Annotated in this window: 14 protein-coding genes; 4 read left to right on the forward strand and 10 right to left on the reverse strand. The window is 45.7% G+C overall.

What is annotated here, in order from left to right:
- Nucleotides 1–12: 12 nt before the first annotated feature.
- Complete coding sequence (locus ACSF8X_RS11500; protein WP_500850010.1) at nt 13–345, reverse strand: STAS domain-containing protein; 333 nt, start codon at nt 343–345, stop codon at nt 13–15.
- Nucleotides 297–1,556, reverse strand: coding sequence for a PP2C family protein-serine/threonine phosphatase (locus ACSF8X_RS11505; RefSeq protein WP_500850011.1), 1,260 nt, complete (start codon nt 1,554–1,556; stop codon nt 297–299). The genes ACSF8X_RS11500 and ACSF8X_RS11505 overlap by 49 nt, the downstream gene beginning before the upstream one ends.
- Before the next feature lie 244 nt (nt 1,557–1,800).
- Between ACSF8X_RS11505 and ACSF8X_RS11510 the strand changes: the two genes are divergently transcribed.
- Both ACSF8X_RS11510 and ACSF8X_RS11515 read left to right on the forward strand, forming a co-directional pair.
- Nucleotides 1,801–2,805 (forward strand): hypothetical protein, encoded by a 1,005-nt coding sequence (locus ACSF8X_RS11510; RefSeq protein WP_500850012.1) that lies wholly within the window; start codon nt 1,801–1,803, stop codon nt 2,803–2,805.
- Nucleotides 2,806–3,044: 239 nt separating this feature from the next.
- A complete protein-coding gene (locus ACSF8X_RS11515) occupies nt 3,045–8,387 on the forward strand; it encodes a beta strand repeat-containing protein (protein ID WP_500850013.1) in 5,343 nt (1,780 codons plus the stop codon).
- A gap of 161 nt (nt 8,388–8,548) precedes the next feature.
- Here the strand turns inward: ACSF8X_RS11515 and ACSF8X_RS11520 are convergent, their stop codons facing one another.
- The 3 genes from ACSF8X_RS11520 to ACSF8X_RS11530 form a co-directional block, all read right to left on the reverse strand.
- A complete protein-coding gene (locus ACSF8X_RS11520) occupies nt 8,549–9,325 on the reverse strand; it encodes a hypothetical protein (RefSeq protein ID WP_500850014.1) in 777 nt (258 codons plus the stop codon).
- Between the two features lie 291 nt (nt 9,326–9,616).
- Entirely contained in the window at nt 9,617–10,915 is a 1,299-nt protein-coding gene (locus ACSF8X_RS11525) for an HlyD family type I secretion periplasmic adaptor subunit (protein WP_500850015.1), read from the reverse strand.
- Nucleotides 10,908–12,635, reverse strand: a complete 1,728-nt coding sequence (locus ACSF8X_RS11530) for a type I secretion system permease/ATPase (protein ID WP_500850016.1) — start codon at nt 12,633–12,635, stop codon at nt 10,908–10,910. The genes ACSF8X_RS11525 and ACSF8X_RS11530 overlap by 8 nt, the downstream gene beginning before the upstream one ends.
- A 153-nt stretch (nt 12,636–12,788) precedes the next feature.
- On the opposite strand from ACSF8X_RS11530, the gene ACSF8X_RS11535 reads away from it, so the two are divergent.
- Together ACSF8X_RS11535 and ACSF8X_RS11540 are read left to right on the forward strand one after the other, a co-directional pair.
- Nucleotides 12,789–14,237 carry a DUF3131 domain-containing protein gene (locus ACSF8X_RS11535; protein ID WP_500850017.1) on the forward strand — a complete coding sequence of 483 codons (1,449 nt, stop codon included), beginning with the start codon at nt 12,789–12,791 and terminating at the stop codon, nt 14,235–14,237.
- Nucleotides 14,238–14,430: 193 nt separating this feature from the next.
- A complete protein-coding gene (locus tag ACSF8X_RS11540) occupies nt 14,431–15,225 on the forward strand; it encodes a family 16 glycosylhydrolase (RefSeq protein ID WP_500850018.1) in 795 nt (264 codons plus the stop codon).
- Nucleotides 15,226–15,383: 158 nt separating this feature from the next.
- Here the strand turns inward: ACSF8X_RS11540 and ACSF8X_RS11545 are convergent, their stop codons facing one another.
- The 5 genes from ACSF8X_RS11545 to ACSF8X_RS11565 all read right to left on the reverse strand — a co-directional run bounded on the left by ACSF8X_RS11545 (nt 15,384) and on the right by ACSF8X_RS11565 (nt 23,829).
- A complete protein-coding gene (locus tag ACSF8X_RS11545; RefSeq protein ID WP_047877011.1) occupies nt 15,384–16,601 on the reverse strand; it encodes a NupC/NupG family nucleoside CNT transporter in 1,218 nt (405 codons plus the stop codon).
- Nucleotides 16,602–16,854: 253 nt separating this feature from the next.
- Nucleotides 16,855–17,778 (reverse strand): LysR family transcriptional regulator, encoded by a 924-nt coding sequence (locus tag ACSF8X_RS11550; protein WP_500850019.1) that lies wholly within the window; start codon nt 17,776–17,778, stop codon nt 16,855–16,857.
- A 114-nt stretch (nt 17,779–17,892) separates the two neighbouring features.
- The gene (locus tag ACSF8X_RS11555) at nt 17,893–19,521 is read right to left on the reverse strand and encodes a methyl-accepting chemotaxis protein (RefSeq protein WP_500850020.1); all 1,629 of its coding nucleotides are present in this window, start codon (nt 19,519–19,521) and stop codon (nt 17,893–17,895) included.
- Between the two features lie 346 nt (nt 19,522–19,867).
- Entirely contained in the window at nt 19,868–21,496 is a 1,629-nt protein-coding gene (locus tag ACSF8X_RS11560; RefSeq protein WP_047877013.1) for a methyl-accepting chemotaxis protein, read from the reverse strand.
- Between the two features lie 704 nt (nt 21,497–22,200).
- Complete coding sequence (locus tag ACSF8X_RS11565; protein ID WP_047877014.1) at nt 22,201–23,829, reverse strand: methyl-accepting chemotaxis protein; 1,629 nt, start codon at nt 23,827–23,829, stop codon at nt 22,201–22,203.
- Nucleotides 23,830–24,027: the final 198 nt, after the last annotated feature.

Genomic DNA, 24,027 nt, shown 5'->3' on the forward strand with positions numbered 1-24,027 from the left:
TGTTTTTCTCCTTTACACCGCTGTCGCAACTGCATCTTCAATAGAATCATAACTGGTGATCAGCTTGTCCATACGGGTAAGCTTCAGCAGTTCTTGCACAGGCCTTTGAGGATTTACCACACTGATCTTCTTACCTTTAAGTATTTTATAAACAGCCATTATTGCCCCTAGGCCACTGCTATCCATAAACCGAACGTGTGTCAGATCTAAAATCATATGTTCGCCGATATTGCCACCAAGATTTTCTACTTCGCGCCTAAAACTCGGTGCCATCTTGGCATCAAAGCGCTCTTCGTTTATTTGAAGAATTGTGCATTGACCTTGGTTGATAATCTCGTATTGCATGGTTGTTCCCCTTCTAGATATCCAGTCCATTCCACAACAAGCACACTGACATCGTCCTCAAACTGTTCAGCTTGCTGCCAATCTCTCACGCGATTTACTAGTAATTCTGTTTGTAACGTTGTTGGTTGCCCATTCAATTCCATTACCGCTTTTCTAAAGCCCTCTTCAGAGAATTGCTGCGCCCCTTTTTCTGCTTCAGTAATACCGTCGGAATAGAGCCATAGCTTATCCCCAGGCTCAAGCTGCAAATAAGATGTCTCATACTCAACGAAATCAAACGCCCCCACCACAAAGCTATCTTGCCCAACAAATTCAGCATCGCCTTTGATGCCATGAAGCCATACCAATGGTGGGTGACCTGCAACGGCAAAAGCCATTTTTCCTGTTTTGATATTCAACACGGCGTAGACCATGGTGAAATAAAGCATATTTTCATCGGTACTGATGTAACGCTGATTCAACTGATGGAGCACTTCATGGGGTTCATTAAGCCGATAATAAGGAGGCGTGTCCGTTGCCGATTTCACAATCGAACCACGTTCGTTGCTAGCGCTGATACTTTGCTGGACAGAAAAAGACATTAATGCGGAAGAGACGCCGTGCCCGGCAACATCGAGCAAGTAGAAAGCAACATGGTCTTCGTCCAACTGCATGTACCCCAGCATATCACCACCAATTTGGGCACTAGGAATAGATACATAGCTCAACTCGACACCATTTAGCTTACGGTCTGAAGGAAGTAAGCGCTTAAGCAATTCCCCCGCCGATTCTAAATCCTTCTTAATGGTGGCGTACGCTTCATCCAACTGCGTATTTTTCAACGTGACTTCATTATGCAGCGCAAGATTTCGGAACCCCGCTTCTATCCTGGCCACCAGCTCATCGACATGGGTGTCTTTAACAACGAAATCATCAGCCCCGGCATTTATACCGTGGATAATGGATTCCTGATCATCCTTTCCAGAAAGCAATACAAAAAACAAGTAACGGCCAAAATCCGCCCTTTTCACTCGGCGGCAAAGCTCGACACCATCCATTTCGGGCATCATCCAATCGCTCAGGACAAACTGGATATCCTCGCTGGCCTCTAGGATTTCCAACGCCTGCATCCCATTTTGCGCCGTTGTGACAATAAAGCCCCGCTTAGAGAGCACTTTCTCCATGAACAGCAACATGGTACGGTTGTCATCGACAAGGAGTATTTTTTTCATTGTTGCTGCCCCAGTTTTATGCTTTTTATGTATAAACAACATGTTGCATTTGTTTTAAATGCCTGTCAATTCATATACAACCATTCCCTTATACCAAACATTCTAGTAACCTTTATTGGGCACAACAAAAATTGGTTGGCAATTTTGTTCGTGACATCAAATATTTGCTCTGCAAGCGTTGCAGTATTGAATTTATCAACTAACGAATATCTCAGCATTAACGCAAGAGGCTAAGAAGAGGATTATGGCCAAGAGTTGTTTCTGTTCTCTATGTATTACCCTCTTGATGCCTTCTTTATCTATTGCAGGTGAGTACCTCACCGAAACCCAAAAGCATGCGCCATCCCCCCAATCCCCCTCGCTCACCTCTTCAAGCAACATCTCAGAACAGGAGAATGACAGCGAAAACGAATCTGAGAGCTCATTAATTTGGAAAGGGGTCTCTAGCTCTTTTGCTTTGCCTTTCGAGGAATGGGACGACAACAAAGACCAATCGATTTTCCACGGCCTGAGCAGTAACCTCGGTTTGGGCTATCCGTTACTAGAAACGCCTGCGGCAAACATCCCGCCCAACACCACCAATGGTCCGAGCAACACCAACATCACGGGCACGCTCTCTTTGAAATACACCATTTTAGGCAATTGGTTTGTTTCAGGAACCCTCTATTACTACCACGACAGTGAGCAGCAACAACCTTGGAACCCAGACTTCACGTATGTCTTTGGCTATAGCGATTGGCGCCCCTATACCCTGAGCTTGATGTATGCCAATTACGGGGGGAATAGGTTTAAGGCCACTGACGAACAACCTGTCACCAATTTTGATCAAGGTACTTGGTCGCTGGGCTGGAAATTCCCTATTGTTGATCCGGTAAAAAGTTGGCTGACCTTTACCGATGAAGGCGCGATTGGATGCCAGATTGATTTCAACTATACCCATGAATATTTTGACCTTGCGTCCACCAGTTACAAGAATGGCCACAAAACCCTGAGCCTAGGTTGCAAATACGCCATCAGCGGCAACTGGTACGTTAACGGCACAGCCTTCTACTATTTTGATGAAAGCCAAAAACAGCCTTGGAATCCTGACTTCACGTATGGATTTGGCTATTTCGATTGGCGCCCTGGCACTATCACCATTCAATACAACAATTACTCTGGCAACCGCTGGCATCCCTCTGAACGTGGTGAAAACACGGGCCGATTTAAAGACGGTGCTATCACCATTGCATATTCATTCCCGTTTTGAGACCCCCATCCCCTTCGTTGTGCAAAATGCTCATAAAAGCAAACTGTAATGTCTGAAATTCCGTCTACTCTAAATGACAGACAAAGAGAAACACAGTGCATATCAACTCGTGTTGATATTCTTGCACAGCTAACAATGTCAAATAACGTCTGAAAATAGAAAATGGCATATATCTTGCCACTCTCTATTCAACCGATGGATAACATAACTCTGCAAACCGGAGAGTAAGCGAGGTCAGCATGGAAGGAACTAAACACAACGATAAAGTCACCGGCACAGAATTAGACGACAGCATTGATGTTCTCTCTGGCAGTGATCAGGTTGATGCCAAAGGCGGTGATGACTTTGTCGTCGGTGGTGAGGGAAGTGATAAGCTCTCCGGTGACAGCGGAGATGACACCATCTTTGGCGATATACAATACGGTGATAATCCCCCTGCAGAACCAGCCGTTGATGACAGTTGGGGCAATGCACAAACCGTTTACAGCTACTCGGCTTCCGGCGAACCCGAAGAGTCAGTCTCCCATACCGCTCGCCTTGGCAACTACCTTGTTGACGGAACTGGCTCTATAAACACCCGCTTCACAACGACTGAGACATATGCCGCAGTGCTTGTCGAACTGGTTGATAGCTCCGGCACCGTGATTGATCGCGTTCCGGCAATGGTTTCTGAAACGGGTGAAATCTCCCTTGATTACACCTATTCCCAAGACAAATTCAATAACACAGACGAAATTGCGTTTCGCCTAACGACCTCCGAAGGTGACCCCATCACCGATATAGAGAGCGTGGATATTATTGCCAATAATATCTACGACGACACCATCAGCGGAGGCGATGGCAATGACACGATTTTCGGCCAACAAGGGGCCGATACACTAAGTGGCGGAGCTGGAAACGATTTCCTTGATGGTGATATCAACAACGACATCCTATCAGGTGGCAGCGGCGATGACGTTAGTATTGGCGGCAGCGGCGATGATGTCCTTTATGGTGATGAAGGAAATGACACGCTATTGGGCAGTGATGACAACGATACCCTCTATGGGGGGGATGGAGACGACCTGTTACTCGGCGAGTTGGGGGACGATGTTCTCTTCGGCGGTGAAGGTGCTGATATTCTGGTGGGGGATGATGGTGACGATACCCTAAGCGGAGATGCCGGTGATGACAAACTGTTCGGCGGGCTTGGTACCGATACCCTATCAGGCGGTGAAGGCAAAGATGAAATTCACGGTGATGCTGGCAACGATATTATCAAAGGCGATGCCGGTGATGATTTCATCATGGGCGGAACTGGGGATGATCTCATTGAAGGCGGTGATGATAATGACCTTATCCTCGGTGGAGACGATAACGATACCCTCTACGGCGGAGACGGCAACGATCTCGTTTTAGGTGAGGTCGGTGACGATATTGTTGATGGTGGTGAAGGCGATGACAAACTCTTCGGCGGTATAGGCAACGATACCCTCACCGGTGGCAGCGGCCACGATGAGCTCTATGGTGGCGAAGGTAACGATCATCTTTCTGGGGGCGATGGTAGCGACCAACTCCATGCCAATGAAGGGGACGATGTCATCGATGCGGGTGCCGGAGATGATTTTATCTTTGCAGGAGATGGCAACGATGTCATCGATGGCGGCAGCGGCAATGACACGATTTTTGGAGAGACCGGTAACAACACCATCAATGCAGGTGATGGCGACGACATGGTCTACAGCGATAGCGGCGACGATACCATTGTAACCGGTGACGGGCATGACAGTGTGTTTGCCGGTTCAGGGAATAACATCATAGATACAGGCTTGGATAACGATACCATCTATGCCGAAGATGGCGACGATAAGATCGATGCTGGCGAAGGTCATAATGTGGTGTATGCCGGTGATGGTGACAATACCGTCATCACAGGCAGCGGCGACGACGATATATTCTCCGGAGAAGGTGTCGATACCATCACGGCAGGTTCTGGTAATGATGAGGTCTTCTCAGGTGGCGGTAACGACAATATCGATGCTGGCAGCGGCAACGACAGTGTCTATGCCGGTGCTGGTGACGATAATATCGATGGTGTGAGCGGGTTCAACCAACTCTTTGGTGAAGACGGCAACGACAATATCTCTGCCGGACTGAATGCATCAACGCTTTACGGCGGTACAGGTGAAGACACACTCATCGGCTCCAATGAGAGCGATTATCTCCACGGCGGACAAGATAATGATCTGCTGACTGGTAACAAGGGCGATGACACCTTGGAAGGCGCTGCAGGTGATGATGTACTAGATGGTGGCGAAGGCGACGACATCCTGTTGGCGGGCACCGGGGATGACTCCCTCGCCGGAGGCATCGGCAACGATACCCTCGTCGGAGGAACTGGCAACGATACGCTATCTGGCGGCGAAGGCAAAGATGTGCTGGTCGGCGGTGCTGGCAACGACAAACTTGATGGTGGAAGCGGCATCTCTGAGCTCTACGGTGACGATGGTGATGACACCCTGATCAGCCAAGACGAGAATGACTTGCTCAGTGGCGGAAGCGGCAATGATACCCTCCTCTCCTCTGGCGGTGACGACACAGTTTTTGCAGGTAGCGGTGACGATACTATCGATACCGGGGACGGAAATGATACTGTTTTTGGCGATGCCGGCACCAACACCATTTCAACAGGAACCGGCGATGACGCTGTGTACGGTGGTGTTGATACCGATATTATCCAAACTGGCATCGGTGATGACACCGTACTTGCGGGGCAAGGGAACGACACCGTCGATACCGGAACAGGCAATGACTACGTTGAGGCCGGAGACGGTGATGACCATATCACAGCCGGTACAGGTGACGACATTGTTCTTGGTGACGATGGCGATGATACCCTCCTCGGCGGCGAAGGGGATGACTTATTAATTGGTGGTGCAGGCAACGATCTCCTTGATGGCGGCACTGGCGTGTCTGAGCTATACGGCGAAGGCGGCAACGATACGCTCATAAGTGGCGAACAAGACGATATTCTTGGCGGCGGAGCGGGTAACGACACCATCGTTGCCAATGCCGGTAATGACACCGTCTACGCAGGGGCTGGTGATGACAATATCGACACCGGTAGCGGTGACGACATGGTTTACGGCGAATCAGGCCAAAATACCATTCAGACTGGCAGTGGGATGGATACCGTTTATGGCGGCATAAATGCCGATACTGTCGACACCGGTGACGGCAACGACCAAATTTTCTCAGGAGCGGGTGATGACAACCTCTCTGCCGGTGATGGTATCGACCAGGTTGATGCTGGTGACGGCAATGATATCGTCGATGGTGGCGCAGGTGACGATAGCCTATTTGGCGGCGGTGGCGATGATATTCTGATTGGCGGCGCAGGGGCCGACTATCTGGCTGGTGGCGAAGGTAATGACACGATTACCGATGATGGTACTGATACGGTATTAGGCGAAGGCGGTGACGACACCCTTACAGCCGCGACCGGTGGTAGTCACCTTATCTTCGGCGGCGCTGGGGATGATACCCTAATAGGTAGTGAGGCTAGCGATACGCTATATGGCGGTGCCGATGAAGATACGATCACTGGCGGTGGTGGTGATGACATTCTCTATGCTGGCGACGGCAACGATAATATTGATGCCGGTGACGGTAATGACATCGTATATGGCGAAGCTGGTGACAATACCATTGATCTTGGCGAAGGTACCAACATCCTATATGGCGGTGCGGGTAACGACTCAGCTATCTCAGGTAGCGACAATGATACCCTCTATGGAGCCGGGGGAAATGACAACCTGGATGGCGGACTTGGCGATGATCTGATCGAAGGGGGGGAAGGTGACGATACCCTACTTGGCAATGACGGCAATGATACCCTGGTAGGCGGTGATGACGACGATACGCTCAGCGGTGGTATCGGCGATGACAAACTCTTTGCCGGTGAAGGCAATGACAACCTCGATGGTGGCCAAGGAGATGATGAGCTTCACGGTAATGCGGGCAACAACCAACTTATCGGGGGCGATGGACAGGATACAATTTATGGTGGCTCTGGTAACGATACCGCTAGCGGTGGCGAGGGCGATGATAAGATAGAAACCTTTGCTGGCAACGATAACATTAGTGGCGGCGAAGGCGATGATATTATCAAAGCCGGAGAAGGCAATAACGTCATTGATGGTGGTGCCGGTGACGACATCATTACCGCGGGCGACGGAGACAACATGATCAACGAGCTCAGCGGTGGCGATAACACTATTACCCTTGGTGACGGTAACAATACAGTCCAAGGCGGTAGTGGCAATGACAGCATAACAACTGGCAGTGGGAATGACACCATCAATACCGGTGATGGCCATAACAATGTTAATGCGGGTGCTGGCACCAATACCATCGTTGCAGGCTCTGGCAATGACACCATCATATCAGGGGCTGGCGACGACAATATTGATGGCGGAGCGGGCAATGACACAATCAATGCCGGTGATGGTCTCAATACATTAACGGGTGGCCAAGGCGATGATAGCCTTGTGGCTGGAAGCGGAAACGATTCACTTTCCGGCGGGGACGGTAACGATACCCTTACAGGGGGGAGCGGTGACGATATCCTCAAGGGCGATTTAGGTAACGACAAACTTTACGGTGGCGCGGGTAATGATACCCTCGAAGGTAGCGATGGCACCGACAAGTTATACGGTGGCACCGGTGAAGATATTCTTCGTGGCGAAGACGGTGATGACTTCCTTAAAGGCGATAGTGGTAACGATACCCTCTACGGCGGTGAAGGAAATGATACCCTAAAAGGTAGCGGCAACGACGATACCCTCTTCGGAGAGATGGGTAACGATAAACTCTACGGTGACAGCGGTACGGACACTCTCTTTGGTGCGGAAGGAGATGACAAACTTTACGGTGGCTCAGGCAACGATTCACTCTCCGGTGCCGAGGGTAATGATTCTCTGGATGGCGGCAGCAATGATGATGTTCTTGACGGTGGTATTGGTAACGATACGCTAAGTGGTGGTTCTGGCTCAGATATACTCTTTGGCCAAGACGGTGATGATATCCTTGACGGAGGAGATGGACTGGATCAAATCTTCGCGGGTAGCGGCAACGATATATTAATCTTCGACAAGGAGGATATCGATAGCACGGATGGTTCTACAGTCCACTTTAGCGGGGGTGAGGGTTTCGACCTCATGCAGGTAGGCAGTGATGCTAATGGGCAGATCATTGATATGACTGCCACCGCTTACCAAGAGCTGGAAGCTGTGGTGATCAATGCCACCGACGCTGAACTCAAAGTTGGGCTAGACAAAATACTGGCAAACACAACGGCAGAATCAAGTAACGGGCAGTTTGTCTGTACAGGAGCAGGGAAACTTGACTTGGAAGGTTTCGGTTGGCAACTTTCTGATACCACAACCAGTATGTCCCAAGATCTGCAAACTGCCTACGAAGCAAATAGCATTGATACATCCTCATTAACCGGCTATACCTTTACCAATAACGAAGGCAAAGCCGTAACAATCTGGAGCGATAACGACTCTGAAGAGATCAGCTTCAACGGTGCCGATATTTAACCGATAGCCCCCTAAAACAAAAACCTCCCATTGGGAGGTTTTTTTATTCCACAACATCCAAAGTACAATCAGCGTATGCCGTATTCAGGTATCACTTTTTTCCACTGTCACTGTTTACCCGCAAAGTGACTAATATCGTTTCCGTCCTATGTACACAGTGACTACTTAGTTAAACATAGACGCCGATTTTGCTGAATAATAGAGCTTTCATTGGAGATAACAAAATAATAAAACTCTTCTTTCATCTCGTATTTTTGAATGAATGTACGAATATGGCTCAACAAGCTCTTGGCTTCATTATAACGATAGAGATAATCCTTATCGCATACATTTATAACACCAAGATCAACCTGTAATTGATTAAATTGCTTCATCAGTGCATCGACCCGTTTTTCATTTTCAACCTCACGGGCAGAATTTGCGTACAGGCCTTCTAGTTCTTTTCGCTTCTTTTCCCAATCTTCAGATACTTTCGCCGTCAATTCATTTTCCTTTAACTCCAACAATTCACGCTCTCTCTCAAAACGAGCAACCGTATCATTGGCTTTTCTACGCTCTCGGCTAATGACTGAGTTCATTCTTTGCTGGTAGCGCTTTTCAGCCTCAGCCTGCGCCGTTTGGCTAGCAAACAATGCTGCCTGAAAATGCGTAATTTCCGCCTCAAACTTACCAATATCAGCTTGATACTGCTTCAATAATTGATTCTGTCTTTCTGTCTCAATCTCAAATTTTTCAATTACCGAACCCAGCTCTGCACGATAGAGATCAAGTTCATCAATCACCATTTGTTGAGCATCAAACTGAGCATTATTCACGATCCTATCGTAACTGTAATGCTGACTCTGGATATACAAAAAAGCAGCTTGCGCGATAACAACTAGAGTTAATCCGACCATGGCCGGCTTATACCAATAGCGACCCTCTCTTATGCCTTTCATACCCGCACCTCAATTCCATAAGTTACGAATGCAGAACTTTGATACCCACTTTAGAACGGCAATGCGGACATATATACGCATTCTTTTCAATTAATTGTTGGCAAGATGGGCACGTAACATGCCGGCGATCCTTACTAAAGTACATCAATAAAGCACCAATGGGCCCCAAGACATAACCCAATAAGATACCGGCAATCAGGTTCCCTTTTTTCTTGCCAAGAAAAACAGACAAAACAAAAAATAACAAATAAAAACAGAACCAGAATATGATATTAAATTCCATTTTTACCTCTACGATTCTCTAAAGGCTCGGTAATACGAATTGAACAACGGCGCAGTGAAATATTCCCACATCGTTTGCTCTTCGAGCAAAATAAACACTTCGGTGGGCATCCCAGGGTACAGTTCAATACCCTGTAATCTAGCAACCTCTTGATGATCCAAACGCACTCTTACCAGATACCCTGCTAGCTGATCACGAGATTGAGGTTGTAGACGATCAGCCGCAACATAGATCACCTCACCAGTAACAGGAGGTGTTCGTCGCACATTGTATGCACTCAACCTTACCTTCGCAGCAAGGCCATTATGCACAACATCAATATCTTCAGGCTTGATCAGCGCCTCAACAAGCAGCGCATCACTCTCCGGTACGATTTCCATAATAACGTCACCGGGGTTAATCACCCCACCAACACTATGGACGTTCATTCCTACCACTGTACCCGTGTGTTCACTCCGAATTGTCACTCTCGAGCGTACATCCGTCGCGGCATCAAGCGCCTGCTTAACATCACGCCACTCTCTTTCTACATTAGACAACTCTTCTGTCAGGCGCTGTTCGCGCTCAACAGCCTCCGCCCGATAATCTTGTTCCAACGTTAACAACTGACCATTGACTTGCTCAGTTTCCGCAGTTAATTCCGCTACTTGTGCTTCAATTCCCGCCTGATAACGTTGCAGCTCCAGCATTCGAGTCTTGGAAACATAGCCTTTTTCCACTAGCCCAACCGTCATCTGAATCTCTTGGTTAACTAACTGAAGCTGCCGTGCTATCGCCTTCAACTGAAATTTAGCGCCTCGTAATTGCTCATCCAAAACCAGACGCTGCTGCTTATATTGCCCCTCACGCAAATCACGCCGTAAGACAGATTGGTCAAACTGTAACTTCTGGGTACTATAAATACTGGCTAATTCAACGGAATCAACGCCTCCTATTGGCTGTTGGCTCCATTCTATACTTCTAAACAGAGAAAGATCGGCATTGAGGCGATCACGTTTAGCCCCCAAGGAAACCGAACGTAAAAACAACCGCTGATAATCCGTTTCAGCTTTCGTATTGGAAAGCTCTAACAGCACATCACCAGCTTTTACATACTGCCCTTCCTGAACATAAATCGCCTTTACCCAGCCACCTTGCAGGTGTTGCACCTTCTTGCGCTGTGATTCAACCACCAAGGTACCTTGAGCAATAGATGCCGAGCTCAGTGGCGTCGTCAGAGCCCACAAACCAAAAGCCCCGATGGTGAGAGTAAGGAACAGACAACCAAAAATAATAATATTCCGGGTACTAAAGGGTTGATTATCCATGCTTCACTCCTTGCTCCGCCGTATTGCTTTGTGTGCTTTGTGGTTGATCAACCTCAGACATTAACCCCAAGAACTTATCGCAGGTTCCTGCTTTTTCTATACGCCCCTCTTTGAGTACAATCACCCAGTCCATCTGACGTAAAAAACCAGGCCGATGGCTAATCATCACGACAGTAATACGGTTTTCCTTGCAGTACTGGAGCACAATAGCAAGCGCCACTTCGCCTTCAGGATCTAAATTCGAGTTTGGCTCATCCAGCACCAGAATACTGGGCGTTGAAAATACGGCCCTGGCCAAACCAATTCTTTGCTTCTGCCCACCGGATAACTGTACCCCTCCTTCGCCCAAGTATGTGTCATACCCCTGCGGGAGCGACACGATTAGCTCATGGATACAGGCCAATCGGGCTGCATGGATAATTTCCTCTGCGGGCGCATTGGAAAAACGACAGATATTTTCAGCGACTGTCCCTGCCAGCAGTCCCACTTCTTGCGGAAGATAACCGATATGCTTACCGAATTGCTCTTCAGGCCATAGTTCAATGGAAGCGCCGTCAATTTTTATATTTCCCGTACTGGGCTTATGAATCCCCATAATGAGCTGGGCTAGCGTCGATTTCCCCGAGCCGCTATTACCCATAATCGCCAGCGCATTTCCGGCCCCAAGTTTAAAACTGATATTTTGTAAAACAGGTTGATTTTGATGCGGTAGTTTAAGGCCGACATGGTGAAGCAGTAACTCACCTCTCGGCTCGGGAAGCGCCGTTTTGGTCCTTGTGGGACCACTCTCCCCATAGCGGGCTAAACGTTGTAGTGCCTGATAGGCGCTGAACCAACTCTTCCAACCACTAACAGCCTGTTCGAACGGTGACAGTACCCTCGCCATGATAATAGAACTTGCAATGATTGCCCCAGCACCAAGCGAATTTTGGAGAACAAGCACTACCCCGACCGTCAATACTGCAGCCTGTAACAAGGTGCGGAAATAACGGCTTATCGATAACAACTGTCCCGTTCTTGCATTTAGCCGCCACTGCAAATCCATTAGCTCAACATTGCGCTTATTCCACACTCGACCAATGCTGTCTGACATCCCCATCGCTCTTAGCATCGGCGCATTACGGAGAAAATCATTCAACTCCATGGAGGTCTTCACACCTAGCGACTGGGCTTTTTCATTAGGCTGCTTTGCCGAAACCAGCATCACCACAGACAAAAAACAAAAAACCAAACAGCCAATCAAGGCCACAACCCCTATATAAGGGTGAAGCAAGAACAAAATAAATAAGAAGAGTGGCACCCAAGGGATGTCGAACACTGCTGACGTTGAAGGCGTTACCAAAAACTGGCGTAGCTCAGCTAAGTCTTGCAATCCTTGTTTTTCAATACGGCTACATTTTGAAGAACAACGAATACTTTCAGCCAATAAATCTGAACTCAATGCCGAATCTAGCTTCAATCCCGTTCGCTGCAACAGCAAAGTTCGTGTATGTTCCAATATAGCTTGGGCGGTTAATAGAATAAGAGCAATAGCGGCTAACGCCATAAGCGTATCCATACTTCCGCTGCTGAGCACCCTATCAAACAACTGCAAACTGTATATTGGCAGTGTTAGTACTAAAAAATTGATCGCAAAACTAAACAAAGCAACAAAGTACAGATCCCGCTTGCATGCCTTGAATGCCTGATTGAGTGTATGCTGCAACAAAGCGCCTCCCAATACTCCACTTGATGTATATAAAAGTATAGGACAGCACTTGAAAAAATAAGCGCTAAGATTAATTATATTTCTTTAACATCAGAGACTTAAAACATGAGGCATCGATCACACCTTTAAACATTCATTCCGCAGCACCAAGGGTATTGAGAATATATGGCACACAGATACGGACAATTTAACTGCTTATTAAAATGGCTGGTGACATATACCCTATTGGTGATAACCAATACCTCCTCAGCTACGGACACTAAAGAAGACGAAGCGCCTAGTTTCTACGGTAACCGTACGATTGCCATTGAGATAACCCAACCAACTAAACAAGACATCCAGTTCCAAAGGCGATCAATCGCCCCTGCAATTACAGGAGACGATACCAACAGATCATTGTCGCCCAATACGGAATTTCACCATCCGCACATTATCGTCCCCGTCAAAGCAGATACGGTGAAAAATACGCTTGATTTGAATCGCAATGAAATGCTGCTGGCAAAAAAAGCCTTTTATTATTTTGAAAGAAACTGGCAGGAAACAACAGGGTTAGTCGACTCAGTACAAGGTTACCCACATACGACGATGTGGGATATTGCCAGTGTGCTTGCCGCGACCATATCAGCAGAAGGCCTTGGCATCATAGCACTAGACCAATCACACCAACGCATCGAGCTCCTCCTTGAGACCTTAGCGACCTTGCCTCTTTATGACAATCGGCTCCCGAACCGCGAATACAATACACGCACAGCCCAACCATCCGGCAGATATAGCACAAGCCCCAGCAAGGGAAACGGCTGGTCAGCGCTGGATATAGGCAGGCTATTGCTATGGCTCGATATAACACGCCGCTATCATCCAGAGCATCAGAAAAAAATTGAACATATTAAAAAACGCTGGGCGTTAGATGCATCAATAAAAGACACAAATTTGTACGGTGAACTGAAAACCGGATCAACCGTCAAGTACAGGCAAGAAGGACGACTTGGATATTTACAATATGCAGCAACTGGCTTCAAGCTGTCAGGGTTCGATGTTTCAAATGCCTTTGATAAAGGCGATACCCTAACCGTTAACGTCGATGGCATAGATTTACTGACAGATAATCGTAATCTTCCTTATTTCACATCCGATCCTTATGTCCTCTATGCGATCGAAATTGGCCAAAACAACGCATGGTGGGATCAATTGGATCCGCTATTTACCCTCCAAAAACAAAAATCAAACAAAGAGCAGTCGTTGTGGATCTTCGCAGAAGATGCCTTAAACCGTGCTCCCTGGTTTAGTTACAACAATATCTTTATCTATGGAAAATCATGGTTAAGTACTGCACCTGGCGGGAAAACCATAGAGAACCCGCAAATATTCAGCAACAAGGTGGGGTTTGGATTTAGCGTCCTGTTCCCTGATGATCCCTTCAGCCAAATCTTATCTGAAGCTGTTATTAGCCACAGTCTGGCACACCGCTCTATCCCTACCGGCATATATCAAAACGGAGGACCCAACACTGCATATAATATCAATACTAACTCTCTTATCCTTGCCGCCCTTTGGTATAAGCACCGCCATTATCGGCCTCTCATTGAACAAGGCACTCTCTCTGCGCGCCCATAAAAATACACGAGGTCTCTGCCAATCTATTTTGTCATCCTGGTCTAGTTTCTTCCTTCCACCATTGCCCTATTTCCCCAGAGTTCACGCTTATCTCATAAATGCGACAGGTTTCTGTACTGAAAAAAAAACTAAGATTCACAACAGCTATGGTTGATTTATCCGTAGCACAATTTTGTGTAACTAGGACGTTTTTATGAAACCCACATTAACAACCAACGCGATATTCACATTGTTTATTATGGGCTTATCACTACCGGCAAGCGCTCAGAATAGTATTGATGACTTATTAACGGATTTTGACCAAACCATCTGGTGGAAATCCGATGGCTGGAGCAACGGTTTCCCTTTTCTTAATCGCTGGGAAGGTGAAGCTATCGAACACAGTGACAATGGAATGACCATTATTCTGTCACATCAACCTAGTACAGAAAGTAACTACGCTTTTCAATCGGGGGAACTACGTAGCCATAATTTTTATGGCTATGGCTGTTATGAGGTGGAGATGAAGGCCGCCGCGGTGCCTGGTGTGATTAGTTCTTTTTTCCTCTTTGCCGGACCTTATGACAAACCCGTTAATGGAAACGGTATGCACAATGAAATCGACATTGAATTTTTAGGTAACAATACCAACGCCGTCCAGTTTAATTTCTGGACCAACGACGATCGATATGCACGAAGCCATGAACATCTCCACTACCTCAGTTTCGACGCTTCACAGGAATATCACCGCTACGCGATTCAGTGGACCGCCGACGGTATTGAATGGTACATAGATGGCGTGCGAGTTTACCGTGTCGATAATTTACCCTCGGATCCAACCCCGACCATCGATGATAATCGACTACGAATCATGGCTAATTTATGGGCAACGGATCCTCGTATTTCCAATTGGGCTGGTGAATTTGATACCTCTCCCTCAAACCAGGCCACGGCACAATATAAAGCCATCCGCTTTATCCCTAATGGCCAGTGCTCAACACCACTGTAAGACAGGCAAAGATCCTCAAGGCGCACTATACTCCTATAGTCCTTAGGTCTTACAGCGATAAATGAACAACAAAGTACACTTGCCATAACGTACTCGGTGTAAAAAAAAACGGCGTGCTAAGCACGCCGTTTTCATATCTGCTATTTATCACATTCCCATCAGAATGATAGGAATACACCTGCAATAGTCGCACTCATCAAGTTAGCAAGCGTCGCTGCGAAAATTGCTTTAAAACCAAGACGGGCAATATCCGGACGACGGCTTGGAACAACCCCGCCTAAACCACCCATAAGCATCGCAATGGAAGTCAGGTTTGCAAAACCACACAAGGCAAAGGTCACTACAGCTTGAGAATGCGTACTTAGCTGATCTTTTACTGCCATCAAATCGGCAAAAGCAACAAATTCGTTTACCGCAATCTTTTTACCAATCAGGCTAGCGGCAACTGTCGCTTCAGACCATGGCACACCAATCAACCATGCCACAGGAGCAAACAGGTAACCAAAGATCATTTCTAGGCTGAAGTTCTCGATGCCAATCCAGCTACCCACATGGGCAAGACCACCATTGATCAGAGCAATCAAACTGATAATAGCAAGCAAGCTCGCACCTACAGCCATCACAATTTGCAAACCGCTTAAAGCGCCCTGAGTTGCTGCATCGATAATATTTACCGGTGCATCATCATCTTCGTCTTCGTTGCCTTGGTCTTCAGAGATTTGTTCTGTTTGCGGCACCAGAATTTTAGCCATCATCAAACCCGCAGGGGCAGACATGAAGCTTGCAGCAATCAGGTAACTGATATCTACACCCAAGCCAGCGTAACCAACCAATGTGCCGCCAGCAACCGATGCCAAACCGCCAACCATAACGGCAAAAAGCTCTGAACGTGACATTTTGGCTAGATATGGACGTACTACAAGCGGTGCTTCAACTGAGCCCACAAAAATATTGGCCGTTGCAGACATAGATTCAGTGCGGGTTGTACCTAGCAGGCGCTGCAGCATGCCGCCGATACTACGGATGATGAAGCCCATCACACCAAGGTAGTAAAGCACAGAAATCAACGCTGAGAAGAAAACGATTGTTGGCAGTACATTGACTGCAAAAATGAAGCCCAGCTTGAATTGTGCCAATTGGCCAAACAGGAACTCGGTACCGATACGGCCGTAGTCAATAATGCCAGATACCGCATTGGACACGCTGTTCAAAATTTCGCGGCCAACAGGTACGTATAGAATGAAACCGGCAAAAACTAACTGGATGGCAAAAGCCCCGCCAACAGTGCGCCAGTTAATCTCACGTCGATTTTCAGAAAACAGAATTGCAATCGCAAAAAGCGTTATTACGCCAAGTGCGCTGACCAAGTAGTGCACGGCCAACTCCCAGAAAGTTATTTAGTAAACGATTGCGGAGGCATTCTATTCATAACTAAAAGTGTGACAAGCATCAAATTGTTGCACTTTTTTACACTTAAAAAACATATGAAAGTAAAACGATTAAATCACAGACGATATCAGCGATTTAGCAGGGATTGGTGCAAATAGGGGATACTATTGTCACCCTGAGTGACAATTAGGGCGAGAAATCATTATATCTATAACCTCTTTCGCCCAAATAACAACCGCCTCAGTTGAGCACTTTATCCCAATAAGCCGGCTCACCAATATGAGATTTAGCAAATTCAATGAAGGCCTGAACCTTCTTTGGTAGGAACTTGTGGCGAGGATAAACAGCATACAGTGGCATATGTTGTGAGAGTTCCCAGTCAGGCAAAAGCCGCACCAACTTCCCCTCCTGAAACTCTTTGTCCAGCAAATAAGTCGCAAGGTACCCGATCCCATGTCCTGCAAGTGCCGCATCCAAAATAGCATCTGCTGAATCGACCCGGTAATTTCCCTTCACTTTTATCGCCCTATCCTCTCCCTCTTGGCGGAAACACCACACATTATCTTTACGCTCACGACTGTAATAAATAATGCAGTTATGTTGCTCTAGCGCCTCAGGCGTATAAGGCACGCCTTCTTGGGCCAAATATTCAGGGCTAGCAGCCAAAATAAAATGACAGTCGGTCAAATGTCGTGCGACAAAACCTTCCGGCGGCGAGTCTGTCATCCCTATCCACAGATCAAATTGCTCGGCAATTAAATCCACCCGGTGGTCAAACAAACTCATCTCAACATCTATATTGGGGTAAAGGGCATGAAATGACTTAATGTATGGAGCAATATGATGCTTTGCAAAAGACTGGGCGATCCCCACCCGAAGTCGGCCCTGCATCGAGTCCGATGCGGTAACTAACTCGCTCTCAGCCTCATTAATTTCGTCTACGACATTATTACAATGTACAGCAAACCGCTCCCCAGCTTCAGTCAATGAAAATGAGCGCGTAGTCCGCTGAACCAGCTGAACGCCAAGACGCTCTTCTAGCTGCTGGACTTGCTTGCTCACCTGAGTCCGAGAAATATCCAACAGCTGCGCTGCTTTGGTAAAACTGCGCTGCTTAGTCAACGCATTGAATACCACCATTTGCTGGGCTTTTTTGATCACCATTCAGCTAATCCGATTCATTTATTTTTCTACCACCCACTATACCAAACCCCCTTACAATGAAAAACGGCTGGTCTTTCGACCAGCCGTTTCATCAACCAAACCGACTTAGAATGCTTAAATTTTGAATACGGACAACTGCTGCTTCTGCTGCTCTGCCAAACGTGACAACTCATTGCTCGCCAAGGCACTTTGACTGATCCCAGCCACGTTCTGATTCACAATCGCAGACATATTCGTGATATTTCGGCTGATATCCTGAGTCACCTGTGATTGTTGTTCCGCCGCCGTCGCTACCTGCGTGTTCATATCGCTAATCTGCATCACCGAATCAGTAATACCCAACAAAGCGTCATTGGCCTGAGTTGACAACAACTGATTACGCTCAAGCATCTCAAGGCTGCTCTGCATACTACTGTTAGCATTCACTGATTGTGACTGTAGCTCTTCAATAATTGACTGAATTTCGATGGTCGAGTCTTGGGTCCGAGCCGCAAGCATCCGCACCTCATCAGCAACAACGGCAAAACCGCGTCCCAATTCACCCGCTCGCGCCGCTTCAATGGCCGCGTTTAACGCCAACAAGTTTGTTTGCTCAGAAATACCGCGGATCACTTCAATCACTTTGTTAATCTGATCTGACTGGTCTTTCAACTGAGTAACCACACCTGCAGCTTCCCTCAGTTGATGAGACATCTCTCGGCTCGCAGCATTGCTTTGTTCGAAAATGCTTAACCCCTGTCGAGCTAGCTCATCTGTTTGCTTAGCTGTTGAATCTGCCAAGGTCGCATTATCGCTTACATTATCAGCCGTACTCGACAGTTCATTCACCGCTGAGGCAACCTGATCAATCTCATTAAGCTCTGATTGCGCATTAACTTCAGACTGCGTCATTACCGTTGCCAGCTCCGTCGCTGCCGCTGCAACGTCTTCACTGATGCGAATCAAAGACTCAACTGTACCGTTCAATTGGCTCACTGTCGCATTCACATCACTACTCAGCTTAGACAGCTCATTGTCGCCCTCAGAGTCAGCGCGTATCGTTAGATTACCCTTAGCCACTTCACGCATAACCATTTGAATATTGATAATAGGCTTAACGATCAGACCAGAGAGAACCCAAGCCAAAATAATGGCAACCACAAACACCGCCATAATCCCGAAAGCAACGGAACTCATCAAATCCGTGTTAGCAATTTTGCTCTGATCCATGCTGTTCTTCGAGTAAGTATTGACCTTTTGTGACAACGCATCGATAGCCTTAACCATCTCATTGCCTGACTGACGATACTGACTAATAAAGCTGTCGAATTCACTCTTGCTCTTAACACCTGAATCAACCTCGGCAAAAAAAACTATTGCCGCTCTTGAAAGATCAATATAACGCTGGATCGCCAGCTCAACCTTGACCGCATCCTCTCGCAAAGCATCGACATCTTCCAACACTTGAAGATCATCATTAAGCGACTTAATCTGGCCCGATATTTCATCTAAAAATAATGCGCGACGAGACGGATCGTAGATAGCGTAAACCGCTGAAATACGCAGTGGGTAAACGGCATTAGTGATATGAGATAACGTATCCTTATATGAGACTAAGTCATTGGTATTATTAAAAATAACACCTTGCTCTGTCTCAAGCTTTGACTTCGTTGTTGTTAAAGCGGCAAGTAAAAGAACAACTAAAATCATTACAGGCAGCAATACCTGATAACGAACAGATAAGTGGCTCAATGAAAAACGCATGTAGACGACCTTACATATTAGAATAATAGAAGCGCCACAACGGCTATGGTTTTAGCGCGCGCGCAATATATTCAAAGTCAAAAATGCTGTCTACATCCATTTTATGAAGTATTTGTTTAACATAGTCACTGATGACTAGTATTTAGACTCAAAACAAATGATAAATTAAATAATATCAACACTATAGATAAAACAAAAACATCACTAATATCTAAACAAGAGAGTCATTACTAGCACAAGTAACTATACTTTTTTAATCAATAGATGCCATCTAAATAAATTAGGTGACTAATTAAACAAAAAAAGCCGATCTTACGATCGGCTCTTCATCAACACACTATCTAGACTAGATTCTAAAGAATGACAGTTGCTGCTTCTGTTGTTCCGCCAAACGTGACAACTCATTACTTGCCGTCGCACTCTGGCTAATACCTGTTACGTTTTGATTTACAATCTCCGACATATTAGAGACGTTACGGTTAATATCTTGAGTAACTTGAGACTGTTGCTCTGCTGCTGTAGCCACTTGGGTATTCATATCACTGATCTGTACCACAGATTCCGTAATCCCCAGCAATGCATCATTGGCCTGATTGGCCAACTGTTGATTGCGCTCCAGCATCTCAAGGCTACTTTGCATGCTGTCGTTGGCATTAAGCGACTGAGACTGTAATTCTTCAATAATGGTTTGAATTTCTTTAGTTGAATCCTGCGTACGAGCAGCCAACATCCGAACCTCATCGGCAACCACCGCAAAACCACGGCCTGATTCACCGGCACGCGCCGCTTCAATGGCCGCATTCAGCGCCAACAGGTTAGTCTGCTCTGAAATACTGCGGATAACCTCAATAACCTTGCTAATTTGATCCGACTGCTCTTTCAATCGAGTTACAACATCTGCCGCTTGACCCAATGTCTCAGACATTTGTCGACTCGCCGCACTGCTTTCCTCAAAGACTCTCAAACCCTGCCGTGCCAATTCATCCGTTTGTTTGGCTGTTGAATCGGCTACCGTCGCGTTATCACTGACATTATCGGCTGTACTTGACAGTTCATTCACCGCTGAGGCGATCTGATCAATCTCACTCTGCTCCGCTTGGGCATTCGACTCCGATTGCGTCAACACTGCAGCCAACTCTGTCGATGCAGCTGCTACGTCTTCGCTGATGCGCATCAAAGATTCAACTGTCGTATTCAATTGGCTAACAGTGAGATTCACGTCACCGCTAAGTTTAGCTAACTCGTTCGTACCATCTTGCTCGGCACGTACTGTCAGATTACCGGCCGCAACATCACGCATCACAGTCTGCAACTTCACGATAGGGTTCACAATCAAACCAGATAGCCACCAAGCTGTCAGCATAACCGAAATGAATACAACAAAAATGACAATCGATGACCAGTACATCAAGCTCGCATTATTTGCTTGGCTTTCTTTCATGCTCTGAGAAGAAAAGTCATTAACTTTTTGCGACAACATATTGATGGCCTCAACCATCTCATTACCCACTTTGATATATTCAGCGGTATAACGATTGAGGTCTCGCTGCTCTACGTCACCAGAACTCAATTGCTCCAGCATTTTCATCGCATTTCGCGAATAATCGACATATTTTTGAATCGCAGCTTCTACTTTCTTGGTATCAGCCAAGAACACCGGTTCGCTCTCCAGCAATTCTAAATTGTCATTTAGAGTACTGATTTGCTTATTAACTTCATTTAAAAAACTTTCACGCTTGTTTGCATCAAAGATTGCATAAGCAGCTGAAATTCTGAGGGGGTAAACCGTATCATCAATACCGGCCAATGCATCTTTGTATTTCACCAAATTGGCCGTATTAGAAAAAATTACGCCTTGCTCCGTTTCTAATTTAGACTTTGTGGTTAACAAAGCAACAAGCAACACAACAACCATAATCATCACAGGTAATAATACCTGGAACCGCACTGATAAATTTTTCAGTGAAAACTGCATGACACGTGATCCTTACTAACATCGAATTTTGGCATACCTAAGCCTCTTCTCAACCATCAATTGTATAGGTGGCCGTCAGTAGCTCCCCATAAAAATACAATCTAACGATTACAATAGTTATATCTCTAATACTTATTTACATTGAGAAATTATATTAAACACGATTCATTACGTATCTTATAGAAGGAGCTTAGGTATACTTAGAGTAAATTAATAATACTATCAGGAATATAAGACTCAATCTGGGTCTTGTCTATAAAAAAAGGATATTTCAACAAAAAAAAAATATATAACTCACCTCACTTTCGTGATATTCCTCACATAAAGAAATCCTATTTGGAATAAAATATAATTTTCCATTTTTGTTAATACAAAAAGGTATATTTTATTCCACTTACATTGAAACATTCGCACCAATGACCTGTCCAATAACTTAGGCAATAAAAACACACAGAACAACAGTGTAGAAGCAATCTGGAAACAATATCAGCCAACTTAACTTACATTTACCGATCGCTTATAAATATTTTGATGTAATGAAACATTCAGACTGAATTAAGCTCTGCTCTATAAATGGTGCTGTCTGATTATTTATACCATTTCAGCAGATATTTATTTTACATTCCATTGCGGGTATTTATCACTTGTAACATTAAAAAAGACAGGTTATTAAACCTGCCTTTGATGCTTATTTTAATTATTATTTAAATTCGGAAAAATGAAAGCTGCTCTTTCTGCTGTTCAGCTAAACGGGACAACTCATTACTCGCTGTCGCACTCTGACTAATACCCGCAACATTCTGATTGACGATTTCCGACATATTGGAGACATTTCGGTTTATGTCTTGCGTCACCTGAGATTGTTGCTCTGCCGCTGTAGCCACTTGAGTATTCATATCACTGATCTGTACCACAGATTCCGTAATCCCCATCAATGCATCATTGGCCTGATTAGCTAGCAACTGATTTTTCTCTAGCATTTCAAGGCTACTCTGCATACTGTCATTGGCATTTACTGACTGGGACTGTAGCTCTTCAATAATGGTTTGAATTTCTTTGGTTGAGTCCTGCGTGCGCGCCGCAAGCATACGTACTTCATCAGCCACCACAGCAAAACCACGTCCCGATTCACCGGCACGTGCCGCTTCAATAGCAGCATTCAACGCTAACAAGTTGGTTTGCTCAGAAATGCTACGGATCACTTCGATCACTTTGCTGATCTGATCAGACTGTTCCTTCAAGCACGTCACCACATCCGCTGCTTGTGACAAAGTCTGAGTCATTTGGTGGCTAGCCGTATTGCTTTGCTCAAAAATTTCCAAACCTTTGCGTGCAAGTTCATCTGTTTGCTTAGCGGTAGAATCGGCTGTTGTTGCATTGTCACTCACATTATCTGCTGTACTCGACAGTTCATTTACAGCTGAAGCGATCTGATCGATTTCACTTTGTTCCGACTGCGCATTCGCTTCAGATTGCGTCATAACAGAAGCTAACTCTGTTGCCGAAGCCGCAACATTTTCACTAATTCGAATCATCGCGCCAATTGTCGTTTTCAATTGATTGACAGTAATGTTGACATCCGTCCCTAGCTTAGCCAATTCATTGCTACCATCTTGTTCAGCCTTAACTGTAAGATCACCAATAGCAACTTCGCGCATCACTCTTTGGATCTGAAGAATTGGCGTTACAATTAATCCTGATAGCCACCATGCCACAAATGTTACAGTGAAAAACACTACACTCAGCACCACTGTCACTTTCTTCATCAAAGCGGCATTGATAGATTGGCTGTCATTCATACTTTGTGTGCTGAACTCACTCACTGCTAGTGAAAGCGAATTAATTGCACCAACCATATCATCACCCGCCTTGCGATACTGCGAGATAAATCGAGCGAACTCCTTAGCTGTTACCTCTCCATTTTCTTGGCCTCTGGTCATTTCAACCATTTGCTTTGCCATTTCAAGATACTTATGTACTGAGGATTCAACATGAGAAATTTCATCACTGAACGTTGACTGCTTTTTTAGTAATGTAAATTCATCATTCAAACTGCCGATCTTAGAATTAATTTCATTTAAAAGTGTGTCTCGGCGAGACGAATCATACATTGCATAAATTGCCGATATCCTTAATGGGTACACCGTATCCAATATAGTCGCTAGCGTGTCTTTATAACCAACTAATGAAATTGTGTTTGAATATAAATTTTCTTGTTCCTCTTCTAAACTTATCTTTGTTGCTGATAGTGCAATAAATAATACTATAACCATTAATAGAACAGGCATCAGTATTTGATAACGTACCGAGATATTCTTTAATGAAAATACCATTTTATTTAACCCTTATTATTCTTTTTAGTACCTAGGTTATTCCTAAAACCGAGGCTTCGACAGGAAGATATGTCCTAAATGCCGCATTGTCTAGCGTTAAAATCAGCAAAAAACAACAAGAGGACAACAACCCCCTCCTTTTTACACATACTTATACTCGCTGTAAAATTCCAAACAGAGAACAAAATACAAAGCTTT

This window comes from Photobacterium panuliri, from assembly GCF_059920555.1.

What these genes read in the sequence shown, in the direction of transcription:
- ACSF8X_RS11500 (WP_500850010.1), bottom strand. Translation starts at nt 345, where the DNA reads ATGCAATACGAGATTATCAACCAAGGTCAATGCACAATTCTTCAAATA.
- ACSF8X_RS11540 (WP_500850018.1), top strand. Translation starts at nt 14,431, where the DNA reads ATGAAACCCACATTAACAACCAACGCGATATTCACATTGTTTATTATG.
- ACSF8X_RS11510 (WP_500850012.1), top strand. Translation starts at nt 1,801, where the DNA reads ATGGCCAAGAGTTGTTTCTGTTCTCTATGTATTACCCTCTTGATGCCT.
- ACSF8X_RS11520 (WP_500850014.1), bottom strand. Translation starts at nt 9,325, where the DNA reads ATGAAAGGCATAAGAGAGGGTCGCTATTGGTATAAGCCGGCCATGGTC.
- ACSF8X_RS11505 (WP_500850011.1), bottom strand. Translation starts at nt 1,556, where the DNA reads ATGAAAAAAATACTCCTTGTCGATGACAACCGTACCATGTTGCTGTTC.
- ACSF8X_RS11525 (WP_500850015.1), bottom strand. Translation starts at nt 10,915, where the DNA reads ATGGATAATCAACCCTTTAGTACCCGGAATATTATTATTTTTGGTTGT.
- ACSF8X_RS11560 (WP_047877013.1), bottom strand. Translation starts at nt 21,496, where the DNA reads ATGCAGTTTTCACTGAAAAATTTATCAGTGCGGTTCCAGGTATTATTA.
- ACSF8X_RS11555 (WP_500850020.1), bottom strand. Translation starts at nt 19,521, where the DNA reads ATGCGTTTTTCATTGAGCCACTTATCTGTTCGTTATCAGGTATTGCTG.
- ACSF8X_RS11550 (WP_500850019.1), bottom strand. Translation starts at nt 17,778, where the DNA reads ATGGTGATCAAAAAAGCCCAGCAAATGGTGGTATTCAATGCGTTGACT.
- ACSF8X_RS11565 (WP_047877014.1), bottom strand. Translation starts at nt 23,829, where the DNA reads ATGGTATTTTCATTAAAGAATATCTCGGTACGTTATCAAATACTGATG.
- ACSF8X_RS11535 (WP_500850017.1), top strand. Translation starts at nt 12,789, where the DNA reads ATGGCACACAGATACGGACAATTTAACTGCTTATTAAAATGGCTGGTG.
- ACSF8X_RS11515 (WP_500850013.1), top strand. Translation starts at nt 3,045, where the DNA reads ATGGAAGGAACTAAACACAACGATAAAGTCACCGGCACAGAATTAGAC.